Source organism: Pseudoalteromonas arctica A 37-1-2, from assembly GCF_000238395.3.
GTDB classification, from domain to species: Bacteria; Pseudomonadota; Gammaproteobacteria; order Enterobacterales; family Alteromonadaceae; genus Pseudoalteromonas; species Pseudoalteromonas arctica.
This window is the reverse complement of record NZ_CP011025.1, coordinates 2,004,368-2,018,634: the sequence shown is the minus strand read 5'-3', so window position 1 is coordinate 2,018,634 and position 14,267 is coordinate 2,004,368. Positions and strand designations below refer to the sequence as shown.

At 40.4% G+C, this 14,267-nt stretch carries 14 protein-coding genes and 2 pseudogenes; all 16 read left to right on the top strand.

Annotated elements, in window-relative coordinates; all coding sequences use genetic code 11:
* The first annotated feature begins 244 nt into the window (after positions 1-244).
* The 16 genes and pseudogenes from PARC_RS09110 (at position 245) to PARC_RS09045 (ending at position 14,214) form a co-directional block, all read left to right on the top strand.
* Positions 245-1,426 (top strand): thiolase family protein, encoded by a 1,182-nt coding sequence (locus PARC_RS09110; RefSeq protein ID WP_010552838.1) that lies wholly within the window; start codon positions 245-247, stop codon positions 1,424-1,426.
* A 125-nt stretch (positions 1,427-1,551) separates the two neighbouring features.
* Positions 1,552-3,042, top strand: a complete 1,491-nt coding sequence (locus tag PARC_RS09105; RefSeq protein ID WP_007376568.1) for a CoA-acylating methylmalonate-semialdehyde dehydrogenase — start codon at positions 1,552-1,554, stop codon at positions 3,040-3,042.
* Positions 3,043-3,209: 167 nt separating this feature from the next.
* The gene (locus PARC_RS09100; RefSeq protein ID WP_010552837.1) at positions 3,210-4,367 is read left to right on the top strand and encodes an acyl-CoA dehydrogenase family protein; all 1,158 of its coding nucleotides are present in this window, start codon (positions 3,210-3,212) and stop codon (positions 4,365-4,367) included.
* 10 nt (positions 4,368-4,377) lie between these two features.
* Positions 4,378-5,169 (top strand): enoyl-CoA hydratase, encoded by a 792-nt coding sequence (locus PARC_RS09095; RefSeq protein WP_021032051.1) that lies wholly within the window; start codon positions 4,378-4,380, stop codon positions 5,167-5,169.
* Complete coding sequence (locus PARC_RS09090; protein ID WP_010552835.1) at positions 5,169-6,311, top strand: enoyl-CoA hydratase/isomerase family protein; 1,143 nt, start codon at positions 5,169-5,171, stop codon at positions 6,309-6,311. The genes PARC_RS09095 and PARC_RS09090 overlap by 1 nt, the downstream gene beginning before the upstream one ends.
* 24 nt (positions 6,312-6,335) lie before the next feature.
* The gene (gene mmsB / locus PARC_RS09085) at positions 6,336-7,235 is read left to right on the top strand and encodes a 3-hydroxyisobutyrate dehydrogenase (RefSeq protein ID WP_010552834.1); all 900 of its coding nucleotides are present in this window, start codon (positions 6,336-6,338) and stop codon (positions 7,233-7,235) included.
* Between the two features lie 9 nt (positions 7,236-7,244).
* On the top strand, positions 7,245-8,015 hold the full coding sequence (locus tag PARC_RS09080; RefSeq protein ID WP_010552833.1) for an SDR family oxidoreductase: 771 nt from the start codon (positions 7,245-7,247) through the stop codon (positions 8,013-8,015).
* 228 nt (positions 8,016-8,243) lie between these two features.
* Positions 8,244-8,409, top strand: a pseudogene (locus PARC_RS22075) (transposase); the annotation flags it as partial.
* A 229-nt stretch (positions 8,410-8,638) separates the two neighbouring features.
* On the top strand, positions 8,639-9,610 hold the full coding sequence (locus tag PARC_RS09075) for a YiiX/YebB-like N1pC/P60 family cysteine hydrolase (protein WP_010552832.1): 972 nt from the start codon (positions 8,639-8,641) through the stop codon (positions 9,608-9,610).
* 313 nt (positions 9,611-9,923) lie between these two features.
* A pseudogene (locus PARC_RS22060) lies at positions 9,924-10,187 on the top strand (transposase); the annotation flags it as partial.
* A 284-nt stretch (positions 10,188-10,471) separates the two neighbouring features.
* Positions 10,472-11,347 carry an AraC family transcriptional regulator gene (locus tag PARC_RS09070; protein ID WP_010552831.1) on the top strand — a complete coding sequence of 292 codons (876 nt, stop codon included), beginning with the start codon at positions 10,472-10,474 and terminating at the stop codon, positions 11,345-11,347.
* 79 nt (positions 11,348-11,426) lie between these two features.
* Positions 11,427-11,792: a hypothetical protein gene (locus PARC_RS09065; RefSeq protein ID WP_010552830.1), complete on the top strand. Its 366-nt coding sequence runs from the start codon at positions 11,427-11,429 to the stop codon at positions 11,790-11,792.
* Positions 11,793-11,876: 84 nt separating this feature from the next.
* Complete coding sequence (locus PARC_RS09060) at positions 11,877-12,140, top strand: hypothetical protein (protein WP_010552829.1); 264 nt, start codon at positions 11,877-11,879, stop codon at positions 12,138-12,140.
* A gap of 136 nt (positions 12,141-12,276) precedes the next feature.
* A complete protein-coding gene (locus tag PARC_RS09055; RefSeq protein ID WP_050576408.1) occupies positions 12,277-12,888 on the top strand; it encodes a hypothetical protein in 612 nt (203 codons plus the stop codon).
* A 146-nt stretch (positions 12,889-13,034) separates the two neighbouring features.
* Complete coding sequence (locus PARC_RS09050; RefSeq protein ID WP_010552827.1) at positions 13,035-13,634, top strand: DUF6624 domain-containing protein; 600 nt, start codon at positions 13,035-13,037, stop codon at positions 13,632-13,634.
* 157 nt (positions 13,635-13,791) lie between these two features.
* Positions 13,792-14,214, top strand: a complete 423-nt coding sequence (locus PARC_RS09045; protein WP_010552826.1) for a retropepsin-like aspartic protease — start codon at positions 13,792-13,794, stop codon at positions 14,212-14,214.
* Positions 14,215-14,267 lie beyond the last annotated feature (53 nt).

The window sequence follows — 14,267 nt, the reverse complement described above, 5'->3', positions numbered from 1 at the left end:
AGGAGTGTTGGCGCGAAGAGTTGACTTATTTTATTAATTTTCAGTAGGTTAATTTTATTTCCTCAGTGTGGCCTAACAGCTGGAAAATAATGCTTACACTTATAAAACTAAAAATTAAGCTGTTTTTAGTTGACGTTGGCGTAAACGTTAGTATTGTGTGTAGGTATTAAATAATAAATGAATACTAAATTAATAGAGCAAATATACTAACAATTATTTGCATTAAATTACAACGGAGTTAGTTATGACTTTAGAATCAGTGGTAATTGTAGCAGCAAAACGCACCCCAATGGGTGGTTTTATGGGAGCGTTAAGTGATGCGCAGTCTACCGAGCTTGGCGCTACCGCCATTGCCAGTGCACTTGCACAAACTGGTTTAGCTAATGATGCAATAGACGAAGTAATTATGGGCTGTGTATTACCAGCAGGGCTTGGGCAAGCGCCCGCACGCCAAGCAATGTTAAAAGCAGGCCTTGCACTTAGCACTGGCGCTACAACAATTAACAAAGTATGTGGCTCTGGTTTAAAAGCCGCCATGCTTGCAAACGATTTAATTAAAGCAGGCTCTATTCAATCTGCTATTGCCGGTGGCATGGAAAGCATGACAAACGCACCGTACTTTATTCCAAAAGCACGTGGCGGTATGCGAATGGGTCACGGCGAAATAAAAGATCACATGATGAGCGACGGCCTTGAAGATGCTTACGACAACAAAGCAATGGGTTGTTTTGCACAAGACACCGCCGACGAATACGGCATTGGTCGTGAGCAAATGGATGCGTTTGCATTAGGCTCATTAAGTAAAGCTAAAGCCGCGATACAAAATGGCAGTTTTGATGACGAAGTTGCACCTCACACGATGCAAACACGCAAAGGCGATGTAACAGTATCGATTGATGAGCAACCAGGTAACGCCCGCCCAGAAAAAATTCCAAGTCTGCGTGCAGCCTTTAAAAAAGACGGCACCATTACAGCCGCTAATTCATCGTCAATTTCAGACGGTGGCGCGGCGCTTATATTAATGAGCGAATCAAAAGCAAAAGAGCAAGGCTTAACACCGCTTTGTAAAATTGTAGCGCACAGCACGCATTCTCAAAAACCAAGTGAATTTACAGTAGCGCCAGTAGGTGCAATAAGCAGCGTGCTTGAAAAAGCGGGTTGGGCTGTAAACGATGTTGACCTTTGGGAAATTAACGAAGCATTTGCCATGGTAACCATGCTGGCGATTAACGAGTTAAAACTTGATGAAAGCAAAGTAAACGTGAATGGCGGTGCATGTGCACTTGGCCACCCAATTGGTGCAAGCGGCGCGCGTATTTTAGTAACGCTTATTCATGCCCTTAAAAACCGAGGCCTTAAAAAAGGCATTGCGTCTTTATGTATTGGTGGCGGTGAAGCGGTTGCTATGGCCGTAGAAGCGTATTAACTAGGTATTAAGCAGTTATAAGAAAGCTATACGAATAACTATAAAAGCGCTGCACTAATAATACTAACAAAGCGGCGCTACCAATTTTAAAAGAGAACACACAACTCACACACTAGGATTTAATCATGCACCAAGTACCACTACTTATTAATGGCGAATTTATTCAATCAGCATCAAAAGAGCTTATCGATGTTATAAACCCAGCAACTCAAGAAGTACTTGCACAAGTGCCATGTACCACAGAATCAGAAATGGACGCGGCAATAGCCTCAGCCTCTGAAACGTTTAAAACATGGAAAGACGTACCCATTACTGAACGTGCTCGCATTATGATGAAGTACGCGGCGCTATTAAAAGAACATCACGATGAGCTTGCTACCATTATTTGCCATGAATTGGGTAAAACATTTGAAGATGCAAAAGGCGATGTTTGGCGTGGTATTGAAGTAGTAGAACAAGCTGCTAACGCGCCATCATTAATGATGGGTGAAACAATGGAAAACGTAGCGCGTAAAATCGATACGTATTCTTACATGCAGCCACTTGGCGTGTGTGCAGGTGTTACCCCGTTTAACTTCCCTGCAATGATCCCACTTTGGATGTTCCCGCTGGCTATTGTGTGTGGTAACACCTTTATTTTAAAACCGTCTGAGCAAGATCCACTTACACCAATGCGTTTAGCAGAGCTATTTATTGAAGCCGGCGCACCAAAAGGCGTATTACAAGTTGTTCACGGTACAAAACCACAAGTAGACCGCTTACTAGAAGACAAAGCAGTGCGTGCTATTTCGTTTGTTGGCTCATGTGGTGTAGGTGCTTATATTTATTCTAAAGGCACACAAAATCTTAAACGCGTGCAAGCGTGTGTTGGCGCTAAAAACCACATGGTTATTATGCCTGATGCAAGTAAATCGCACGTTGTAAATAACTTAGTAGGCGCATCGGTAGGTGCTGCTGGTCAGCGTTGTATGGGTATTTCGGTTGCTGTATTTGTAGGTCAAGCAAGTCAGTGGGTAGATGAAATTAAAGCAGGCTTTGAAAATGTACGCCCAGGCGTGTGGGATGATGCAAACGCGGCATACGGTCCACAAACATCAAAAGCAGCAAAGGCACGTATTTTATCACTCATTGCTGGTGGTAAAGAGCAAGGCGCTACCTGTTTAATTGATGGTTCTGACTTTACGGTTGAAGGGTACGAGCAAGGTAACTGGGTTGGCCCAACGTTATTTACCGATGTAACCAAAGAGATGGATTTATACAAAGAAGAAATATTCGGCCCAGTACTGGCGTGTATGTTTGTAGACACGCTTGATGAAGCAATCGCACTTATTAACGACAGCCCTTACGGTAACGGCACCTCATTATTTACGTCAAGCGGCGCAGTGGCTCGTAAATTCCAACACGAAATTGAAGTAGGCCAAGTAGGTATTAATGTGCCAATTCCGGTGCCACTTCCGTTCTTTTCGTTCACTGGTTGGAAAGGCTCGTTTTATGGCGATACTCACACGTACGGTAAACAAGGCATTCGTTTTTACACAGAAACTAAAACGATTACCTCACGTTGGTTTGAAGACGACATTGCGTCGGGTCCAAATATGAGCATTAACTTAAAATAATCGTAATTAAAAAATGAATAAATAAAAGAATAATTAATAATAAAGATGGGCGCGAAGGCTACTTCACACACAACACACAACACACATAAGCCTTCGCCGCTCGTCACGAACTACTCCCGTGACGGGAGACACTAACAACACAACTAACACAATTAAAGAGGTCTAACATGGACTTTAACTTATCAGAAGATCAACAAGCCTTTGCTCAAACAGCACGCCAATTTGCCGAGTCAGAACTTGCCCCCTATGCAGCAAAGTGGGATCGCGAACATATTTTTCCTAAAGACACGATTAAAGCAGCAGGCGAGCTTGGTTTTTGTGGTTTATACACGCCAGAGGAAGCGGGCGGCCTTGGTTTATCACGTTTAGATTCGAGCATTATTTTTGAGCAGCTTGCTATGGGCTGTACCGCAACAACGGCCATGTTAACCATTCATAATATGGCCACCTGGATGGTAGCAAGTTTTGGTACCGATGCAGTTAAAGACAAATACGTAGAGCAATTAGTAATGGGCGAGTTACTTGCCTCTTACTGTTTAACAGAGCCAGGGTCGGGTTCAGACGCCGCATCACTTAAAACAAAAGCCGTGCTTGAGGGTGATGAGTATGTTATTAACGGCTCAAAAATGTTTATATCGGGCGCTGGCGAAACCGAAGTATTAGTGGTAATGGCACGTACAGGCGGCGAAGGCGCTGCGGGTATTTCGGCATTTGTAGTCCCGGCCGACGCGAAAGGCGTTGAATATGGCAAAGCCGAAGAAAAAATGGGTTGGAACGCACAACCTACACGCCTAATTAGCTTTGAAGATGTACGCATTCCTGCGCATAACTTATTAGGCGCAGAGGGCGAAGGCTTTAAATTTGCGATGCAAGGCCTAGATGGCGGCCGAATTAACATTGCCACATGTTCAATTGGTACAGCGCAAGCGGCGCTTAATACAGCCCGTGAATATTTAAAAGAACGTACACAATTTGGTAAACCATTGGCTGCGTTTCAAGCATTGCAATTTAAAATTGCCGATATGAACACCGAGCTTGTAGCTGCGCGCCAAATGGTAAGGCTTGCTGCATTTAAACTTGATAATAACGACGTTGAAAAAACCACTTACTGCGCCATGGCTAAACGCTTTGCTACCGATGTTGGTTTTACCGTATGTAACGACGCACTGCAAATTCATGGTGGTTACGGTTATATAAAAGAATACCCGCTTGAGCGCCATGTACGTGATGTACGCGTTCATCAAATTTTAGAAGGCACTAATGAAATTATGCGTGTGATTATAGCGCGCCGTATTTTAGCTGAGTCTGCAAGCGACGTTTTATAAGGAGCAATGTATGTCAGAATCAAAATCTAATCCGAGTATTGAACTTACAACCGAAGGTCATGTTGCTATTTTAACTATGTCTAACCCGCCAGCAAACACCTGGACAAAAGACACCCTAGTTGATTTAAAAAATACCGTTAATGAGCTTAATAATAATAAAAATATTTATGCATTGGTACTTACTGGTGAAGGCGAGAAGTTTTTTAGCGCGGGTGCCGACCTAAACGTATTTGCTGGTGGCGATAAAGGCGTAGCCGCCGATATGTCGCGTGTATTTGGTGAAGCATTTGAAGCGCTTACTAATTTTAGAGGCGTGTCGGTTGCAGCCATTAATGGTTATGCAATGGGCGGCGGTTTAGAGGTGGCGCTTGCGTGCGACGTTCGTATTGCGGAAGAGCAAGCACAAATGGCGCTCCCTGAAGCTAAAGTTGGCTTATTACCGTGTGCTGGTGGCACACAAAATTTAGCATGGCTTGTAGGCGAAGGCTGGGCAAAACGCATGATTTTATGCGGCGAGCGCTTAAAAGCTGATAAAGCCCTACAAATTGGCTTAGTAGAAGAAGTAGTACCGCAGGGTGAAAGCTTTGCGGCAGCCTTAAAACTGGCCAACCAAGTGGCCGATCAAAGCCCTAGCTCAGTTGCAGCATGTAAAACATTGATTCAAAAAGGGCGCCATCAACCAATGGCAAGTGTATTGCCTCTTGAGCGCGAGTTATTTGTTGGTTTATTTGATACCGAAGATCAACAAGAAGGCGTAAATGCCTTTTTAGAAAAACGCCGCGCTAACTGGGTAAATGGCTAATGAGTGCTTTAACATTATTAAATAGCGCTGATGAACCCGTGGTATTTGAAACCGCAACCGCAGAAAATGGCAGTTTAATTGGGCTTATTACACTCAATGCGCCAAAAGCCTTAAATGCACTTAATTTTGAGATGATCAAGTTACTTGAACCGCAATTGCGAGCTTGGCAAGACGATGATGCTATTGCTATGGTCTTGTTAAAAGGCGCAGGCGATAAAGCATTTTGCGCCGGTGGCGATGTTGTAAGCCTTCATCATGCAATGGCGCAAGGTAAACCAACAAGCTTAGTTGAAGAGTTTTTTACCCTTGAGTACAAGCTTGATTATCTTATTCATACCTTTGATAAACCTATCCTCGTTTGGGGTAACGGCATAGTAATGGGCGGCGGTTTAGGGCTAATGGCCGGTGCTAGCCACCGCGTTGTAACCGAAACATCTCGCATTGCCATGCCAGAGCAAACCATAGGTTTATACCCTGATGTAGGCGGCAGTTACTTTTTACATAAAATGCCACAAAGTGTGGGGCTATTTTTAGGGCTAACGTCGGCATCAATTAACTGCGACGACGCGCGTTTTGTATCGCTTGCCGATCACTTCATCGACAGCACTAAATATGATGCCATGCTTGCGCAAATTTTAGCAGCTAAATGGGGCAAAACCGCAAGCTTAAATCATGAGCGATTAACTAAGTTATTAACCGATTTAGACAACCAATCTGCGCGTATGCCAAAAGGCAATATAAAAGCTAACCTAAAAACGATTCAAAAATTGGGTGAGTTTACAACCTTGCAGGAGCAGGTTGATTACATTTTAGGGCTAACCACTGACGATAAATGGCTACAGCGCGCTCAAAAATCACTTAAGCATGGCTGCCCACTAAGTTGTGCACTTGTAAGTGAGCAATTAAAAACAAGCCAAGGCAAAAGCTTATTAGCGTGTTTTAAAATGGAGCTGGGTATGTCGGTTCGCGCTGGCGAAGTAGGTGAGTTTCAAGAAGGTGTAAGAGCGCTACTAATAGATAAAGACGGCGCGCCAAATTGGCAATACAAAACACTTAGTGATGTACCACAAACAATAATAGATAGCTTTTTTGCTAACCGCTTTGGCGAAAATCACCCGCTCAATGAGCTTGCTGTTAAATAGAATTGGTATCTAAAAGGAACAACTATGAGTAAATTAAACATAGGTTTTATTGGTTTAGGTAATATGGGCGGCCCAATGGCGGCTAACTTAATTAAAGCTGGGCATACTGTTAGCGTGTTCGATTTAAACCAGTCGGTCGTAAATGAGTTTGCAAGCAAAGGCGCAAAAGCAGCGGTTGATGCAAAGCAGTGCGCAACCAATGCTGACGTACTTATTAGTATGTTACCAGCGGGCAAACATGTTAAGTCGCTTTACTTAGGTAATAACGACGACAACGGCTTAATTAACGTGCTGAGCAAAAATACATTAGTAATTGATTGCTCAACAATAGATGCAGAATCAGCCCGTATTGTAGGCAGTGCGCTTGGTGAACAAGGCATAAGCTTTGTAGATGCACCGGTATCGGGCGGCGTTGCAGGCGCAACTGCTGGCACACTTACTTTTATTGTAGGCGGCGAAAAAGCAGCGTTCGATAAAGCAAATACAGTGTTGAGTGATATGGGTAAAAACATATTTCATGCAGGCGATATTGGCGCAGGGCAAGTAGCAAAAATATGTAATAACATGCTACTCAGTATTTTAATGGCAGGCACCAGCGAAGCACTGCAAATGGGTATTAACAACGGCCTCGATCCTAAAGTGCTTAGCGACATTATGACCGCAAGTTCGGGCCGAAACTGGACGCTTGAACTTTACAACCCTTGCCCAGGTGTAATGGATACAGCCCCTGCAAGTAACGATTACAAACCAGGCTTTATGGTCGATTTAATGGCTAAAGATCTAGGCCTTGCCATGGAAGCCGCGCAGCAAAGTAATTCATCAACCCCTATGGGTTCAATGGCTAAAAATTTATACACTATGCTACAGCACCAAGGTGCGGGTAGTGATGACTTTAGTGCCATTTATAAACTGTTTTCTAAGTAGGAGCAACGCGTGGAAATTAAAAATAACACGGTAGTAATAACCGGTGGCGCACAAGGTTTAGGCTTTGCAATGGCGCAAAAGTTTGCACTTATGGGTGCCAACATTGCTTTAATAGATATGGCACAAGACTTATTAAACAACGCATGCGAGCAACTCACGCAGCTTGAAGGTGTCACAGGCAACATTAAAGGTTATGCCGCAAACGTAACCGCCGAGAGCGAAGTAGAAAGCGTATTCAATACCATTAATAGCGATTTTGGGCACATTGGCGTGCTTATAAACAACGCCGGTATTTTACGCGACGGCATGTTTATAAAGGCAAAAGACGGTAAAGTCGTTAAAAAAATGTCTCTTGAGCAATTTCAATCAGTGATTGATGTAAACCTGACAGGTGTGTTTTTAGCAGGGCGGGAAGCTGCAAGCCACATGATTGAATCAGGTAAAGGCGGCGTAATCGTTAATATGTCGAGCGTAGCGCGCGCAGGTAACATAGGCCAAACAAACTACGCGGCATCAAAAGCAGGCGTAGTGGCACTTACCACCACATGGGCTAAAGAACTTGGCCGCTTTGGTATACGTGTAGGCGCTATTGCACCAGGTGTAATAAGCACCGCCATGACCGACGCCATGAAGCCCGAAGCCAAACAACGTATGCTTGCAGTAACACCCGTAGGGCGCTTAGGCGAAAGCGACGAAATTGCCCATACCGCACAATACATAATCGAAAACGACTTTTTTACCGGCCGCGTGGTAGAAATAGACGGCGGTATTCGTTTGTAAACCGAACTTGATTAAGGTTGATTAAAAGCATAGCTCTTTGGGTTATGCTTTTTTGTTTTAAATCGGGGAGTTTATAATCTTGAAAAAGGGCTAATAACGGCGTTGGCAATTTGTTGTAAAACATGGGTAGTATACCTGCTGAATTAAAACGTAGAACATTCTAGTGTTCTAATTAACTGCGTTAAAAACTTCTCATCGGGCTACGATAGCTGTTTATTAAAGAATGGCAAACGGCTCGGCTGTATTGAACCGGCTTTCCTTTAAATAAAAAGCGGAACATTACAGTGAACAAAGGCATGAATAAATTGACCTTACGGGGTCAAACAAAAGTGAATGCCTTTACTTTATTGTGTGGCAACTGTATTGCCTTGTTCATAATATAGAAAAGCTGAAATACGATACATTAAGAAGGGGAAGCCCTTTTAACTTAAATAAAAGCCATTCAACCACTCGTAATTCCTTCCAAAACGCCAATTTAAACAACACCAAACACTTCTTTATATGCTGCGTAAAAATACAGTAATCGATTGAACCAAAATAGGAACTCAGCTATGGTTTGTTTATCAATAAAAACAAATAAAAAACGAGTTAATCTACAGGCTCGTTAGGTTTCAAGGTGAGTCATGTATCTCTTAGATAGAGAAATATTAAAACAAGGCGACATTATCCTTACTTGTTCGAATGAAAAGCCAAGTAAAATGATACAAAAATTAACTGGGACAGAATATTCTCATGCTATTTTGTATGTTGGAGGCTCAAGCTACATTCATTCAGATCTAGCAGGAGTTCATTCTGGAAATACACAACGCTTGGTTATTGACAACCCTGGTTTTGTGAAGGTCGTTAGAGTTAATAATCAATCAGCTATAAATAAAGCGATTGAGTACGCTCGTTTACAAGTAGGCACATCATATTCTAAGTTAAGTGCTGCAAATGCAGGGGCTAAAATATTCTCAAAGCTTGATACAACAAGGCAATTTTGTTCTCGTTTAGTCGCAAAATCGTATGAATATGCAGGGGTTGAGTTAGTTTCAAATGCTGAAGCATGTTTGCCTCAAGAAATTGCAGATTCAAATCTTGTAAATGTTATTGAAAATTGTGTTTACTTAGCCAGAAAAGAAGAAATAGAGTTTGCACTAAGTTTTGATCCGATTAAAAAGCAAAGTGAAATCACGAACTCTGTTTTAAAATCTACTAGGAAATTAATAGGTAATAAAATACAGGCACTATCAGATATTACGTCTCACTTAATTGAAGACCCTAAATTTGATAAAGAAATTACGGAAATATATCAACTTTCTGGTTATCTTGATATGTGGCGATATGAAAAAGAAAAAAACCCATGGAGATATGATGTTAAATTATTCAGAGCGCTACCTTTAACAAAGTATGAACTTGGTCAGTATGCTCATAAAGAAATAGAAATAGCAGAAGGTCTCCTTGCTTTGTATAAGAACAATCTAGAGCAATACTTTTACATAAAAGAGCAGTATGAACTGAAATATGCAGAGCAGCAGTTCAATTTATATAAGCAATTAGTAGAGAACGCACTTGATCATAAATTTACAGCAGAAGCAGTTATAAATGAAACCTAAAAAGTGCATAAACACGGACAATTTTCTACGCTTCGCTTCGCAAATGTGCGGTTATGCAAAGCGTTATGCATTTTGATGGGTAAGTAGAATGGATGGTACTTTTTCAGAAAATTACTGGTCAAACTTAAAGTTAACTCTAAGTTTTCAGGGATTGTAATGTTTGGAGTTTCAATTTTAATTATTTATCGTAATAAACTAGACACCCATCCTAAATTTTGCACTTTACGCACTTAGTAGTATTGATTAGGATGACACCCATCCTAATTAATGTGAAAAAAGCCAATAAAAACAGTATGAAGAGTGCATTATTATAAATAATGAATCACGCAAAAAGCTGAGCTATGTAGACAAAATGAAAGTAAAAATAGACAGTCCAATCGGAAGAAGATAGCGGTTTATTAAAGAATGGTAAACGACTCGGCTTTCTTTTAAATAAAAAGCGGAACATTACAGTGAATAAAGGCATGAATAAATTGACCTTACGGGGTCAAACAAAAGTGAATGCCTTTACTTTACACTGCGGCAACTGTATTGCCTTGTTCATAATATAGAAAAGCTGCAAAACACGATGCATTGAGAAGGGTAAGCCCTCTTACTCTAAATAAAAGCCACTCAAACACCCGAAATCCCTTCCAAAACGCCAATTAAAACAATATCAAACACTTCTATATTCTGCGTAAAAATACAGTAATCAATTGAACCAAAATAGGAACTCAGCTATGGTTTGTTTATCAATAAAAAACAAATTTAAAAACGAGTTAATCTACAGGCTCGTTATGTGCCTTCAAACTCAGCAACTTTGGTCAAGATCCGTATTTAAATAGTTCCTAGTATTGAGTTGCTTAGGAGAGAAATAGTTATATGACCAAATACCGTGATCAGTTTATAGATGTAGTCAATTATATTGATGCTAACCTTGATGGGGAGCTTGATGTTAAAAGGCTTTGTCAGCTAGCATATTTATCGAAGTACCATTTTCATAGGCAATTTTCGTCACACTTTGGTATGCCCGTAATATCGCTTGTGAGATTACTTCGACTCAAAAAGGCAGCCTTCCAATTAGCCTATAGGGTAGATGATAAGATTGTTGATATTGCATTGGCGAATGGTTACGAAAGTCATGAAGCTTTTTCTCGGGCTTTTAAAAAACATTTTGACAAAAGTCCGTTCGAATTTAGGAAAACCCCTGATTGGACTCCTTGGCGTTCAAAATATGAACCAGTGATTAAGCTAAGGACTAAAATTATGAATGAAAATCCTGATTTTAAAGTGGAACTGATTGATTTCCCTGAAACATCAATTGCAGTTATGGAGCACCGAGGTTCGCCAAACCTGTTAGGAAATACAATACAAAAATTCATTGAGTGGAGAAAAATCAACCACCTTCTGCCAAATAAAAGCAAGACCTTTAATTTGGTTTACGATGATCCTGCTGTAACAGTCCCCGAAAATTTTAGGTTTGATCTTTGTTGTTCTGTTGACTTCCAAGTCGAGCCAAATGATTATGGAGTCGTGAGCAAAATAATCCCTGCTGGGAGATGTGCAGTAGTTAGGCATATTGGCAGCGATGACTCTATTGGCGCGGTGGTAAACTTTCTGTACTCCAAATGGCTTCTCGATTCTGATTTTGAAGTTCGGGACTTTCCTGTTTTTTTTGAAAGGGTTAGTTTTTTCCCAGAAGTATCAGAAAGTGAAATGATAACCGATATATATTTGCCGATTGACTTAGGCACATAACAAACCAATTAATCCGACCTCAATACGCTGCGCTCCTTTCAGCGGCTTATTGGGGCGTTAACTGCCAAACGGGACTCTGTTGAAAACTTTTAGTGCCTTTGTGGCTGTTGTTATCTTAATTATTGCTGCATGTTATTTTTATTTTTTCAAAAATCTAGAAATTGAAACGCGCTTTATCCCTAGTGAGTTTGAATATTGTGGTGCAGTAATAAACTCTGACGATATGGACTATTTAAATATTGTGAGATGGTTAAAGAGTAATAATCACGGTTGGGATACAGATTGGAATACTCCAATTCAAGGAAACATTTATAGAAATCCTGTGTTTTCGGTAGTTCTCTTTGATGGTGGAGTTTCTGTAAGTTATAAAACTGACAATGGTTATCCTCGTTTTATAAAGTCAGTAGAACATGGCTTTAAGTTAGAGTGTACTCATGGCAGTTAACAAAAACATCAACTGGAAAACTACTCGCTGTAAAACGCTCGTATTTTCCAGTTATATTAAGCGTTATATTGCAAAGGTAATTTAATGAATGATGGAATATTCGGTATTGCTGTTCTTGCCACAATTGCGACGATTTGCTCGCTTGTGTCTCATTTATTTATTAAAAAATTCGTTATAGCGGTCTTTGTTTCGGGGTTACTCAGTGCGTCAGTTTTTCACCTTGCAGCATATTTAAACCTTGGGCCGCTTGATCCTTTTTATTTATTCGCCGCATTTGCTTCATTTTTAATTAGCTGCGCAATATCAACGATAACTGGCTGCTTGATACTCAAAAGAACTAATAGCTAGGTTGTTTAAACATGCAATATAACAACCCAATCAACACACTCTCTACGTTCGCTGGGACGCATACACGCGCGGCTTCGCCATCATGCCCCACATGTCTGCGCCCGTTATTGGAAAGTTATACGTACAGGAGAGTTTTGTGCTAGATGAAATGATTTCTCAGCTTAAAGATAAAAAGTCAGCTAAACGACGATCTGCGGCTAAGAAATTACGTAAACTTAAAAATGGCGATGCAGGCCCGTTCTTATTAAGTGCTTTGAAAGAAGAGCTAAAAGATTCACGTACTTGGGAGACTCAGTATCAAATGGTTATGGCTATCGGTGAATGTGGCTACAAACCTGCACTAGATTTCCTTAAATCAATGGCACATCAAACCTTAGAAGCAACAATGGTTTATCTTGCTATCGGCGATGCAATCCAAAGATTATCAATGCAAAATGAACAGGATGTTATATCAATATTTAAAGCGATCGAATCTGGTAACTTTATGGTCACTGATGGAGCACTTCGCGCAATGGCAATGCTTAAAATGGTGCCAGCGGAAATAGATATAGAAAGAATAATTGATCATGTGGCAGCTCAAGGCAAAAATGATGGAATTAATTTTTGGGTATTAGCAGCCGCTCCAGGTTGGTCAGGAAAAAAGGTTGAGGAGTATCTACATTTTTGTTCAGCCTCAAAACGGGACGAAATAACTAACGCAGTTGGATTAGCTCAAAAACACAAATATAAAAAGTGGTCTCCGCTGTAAGTACGTATAACAACACGCCCTGAGGTGGACGACTAGTAAAGTTTAGCTATTAATTGCAAATTCAGCTATGGTTTGTTTATCAATAAAAATAAATAAAAAACGAGTTAATCTACAGGCTCGTTATATGTACAAGGAGAGTTCAGTTGATGCGTTACCTATTATTTTTAGTGTTGATAATACCTTTTTATTCTTTTGCCGAAATTAACCTTCCTCTGCAAAAAGAACTAATTGAAATGGAAATTGAAGATCAACATATTCGAAACAAAATAGGAGAAGCTGGGTGGCAAAACCCGCCTAAAGCACTCCTAGAACAAATGATGAAAATAGATGAAAGTAATACAGGAAAACTTAAAGCTATCATTAAAAAGCATCATTGGGTAACAAGGGATTTAGTCGGAGTTAAAGGAGTTGGAGCAGCATTTTTAGTCATCCAGCATTCACCTGATGTTGCATTTAAAGTAAAAATGCTTCCTTATTTAAAGCAATCATATTTGAATGGCGAAGGTGTTAGCGGACAACAAGTTGCTCTTTTAACTGATAGAGCTCTTATTGCACAAGGAAAGAAACAAATCTATGGTACTCAAGCTGATGTGAGTGAAGGTAAAGTTGTGTTTAGCCCTATAGAAGATGAAACTAATGTAGATAAACGGCGTGAAGAAATGAATATGCCCTCTTTAGATTTTTACTTAAAAATAATGGAAAAAATGTACGGGATTAAAGAACACCCTGAAATAGACTTGAATTAATGTACATATAACAAAACGTCCTGAGGTGGGCAACTAGTAAAATTTGTCTATTAATTGCAACTTTTAATAGTGGCGCTTTAAAGCCGCTAAATAAGTCGATTCATCGTAGGGTGTATTCGTTTTCCAACACCTAAATAAAATCTAACAAGGAACGTATATGAATTTATCTGAAGGAAAAACTGTAATTGAGTTTGAAATATCAGAAACAGGCCACCAAATTGTTGAAGCTAAAATTAACGGTAAATTGTTACGTTTTATTTTAGATACTGGCGCTGGGACATCTGTTTTAGACAGGGGATGCCTAAGTGAATTAGGCATTGAAGAGACACTCAATGTTGAGAATGCAGCAGGCTTGGGCACTTCGGATCACGCTATGGGAGATATAGAAGTTGATTCAATTGAGTTTGGTAGTGCCTTGTTTGAAAGTCCTGCCTTTGTGTCACTTAATCTTGACCATGTACAGGTGGCGGGTGGTGAAAAGGGAGTACATGGCTTGTTAGGCTCTCCCTTTTTTATTCAATACCAAGCAGTTATCGATTTTTCAAAAAATAGGTTAGAGCTTTTTAATAAAAAAAATTAAATAACTAACCTAAACTTTGTTCTTTAGTCGGTTTTAGCTAACGCACCATGTTT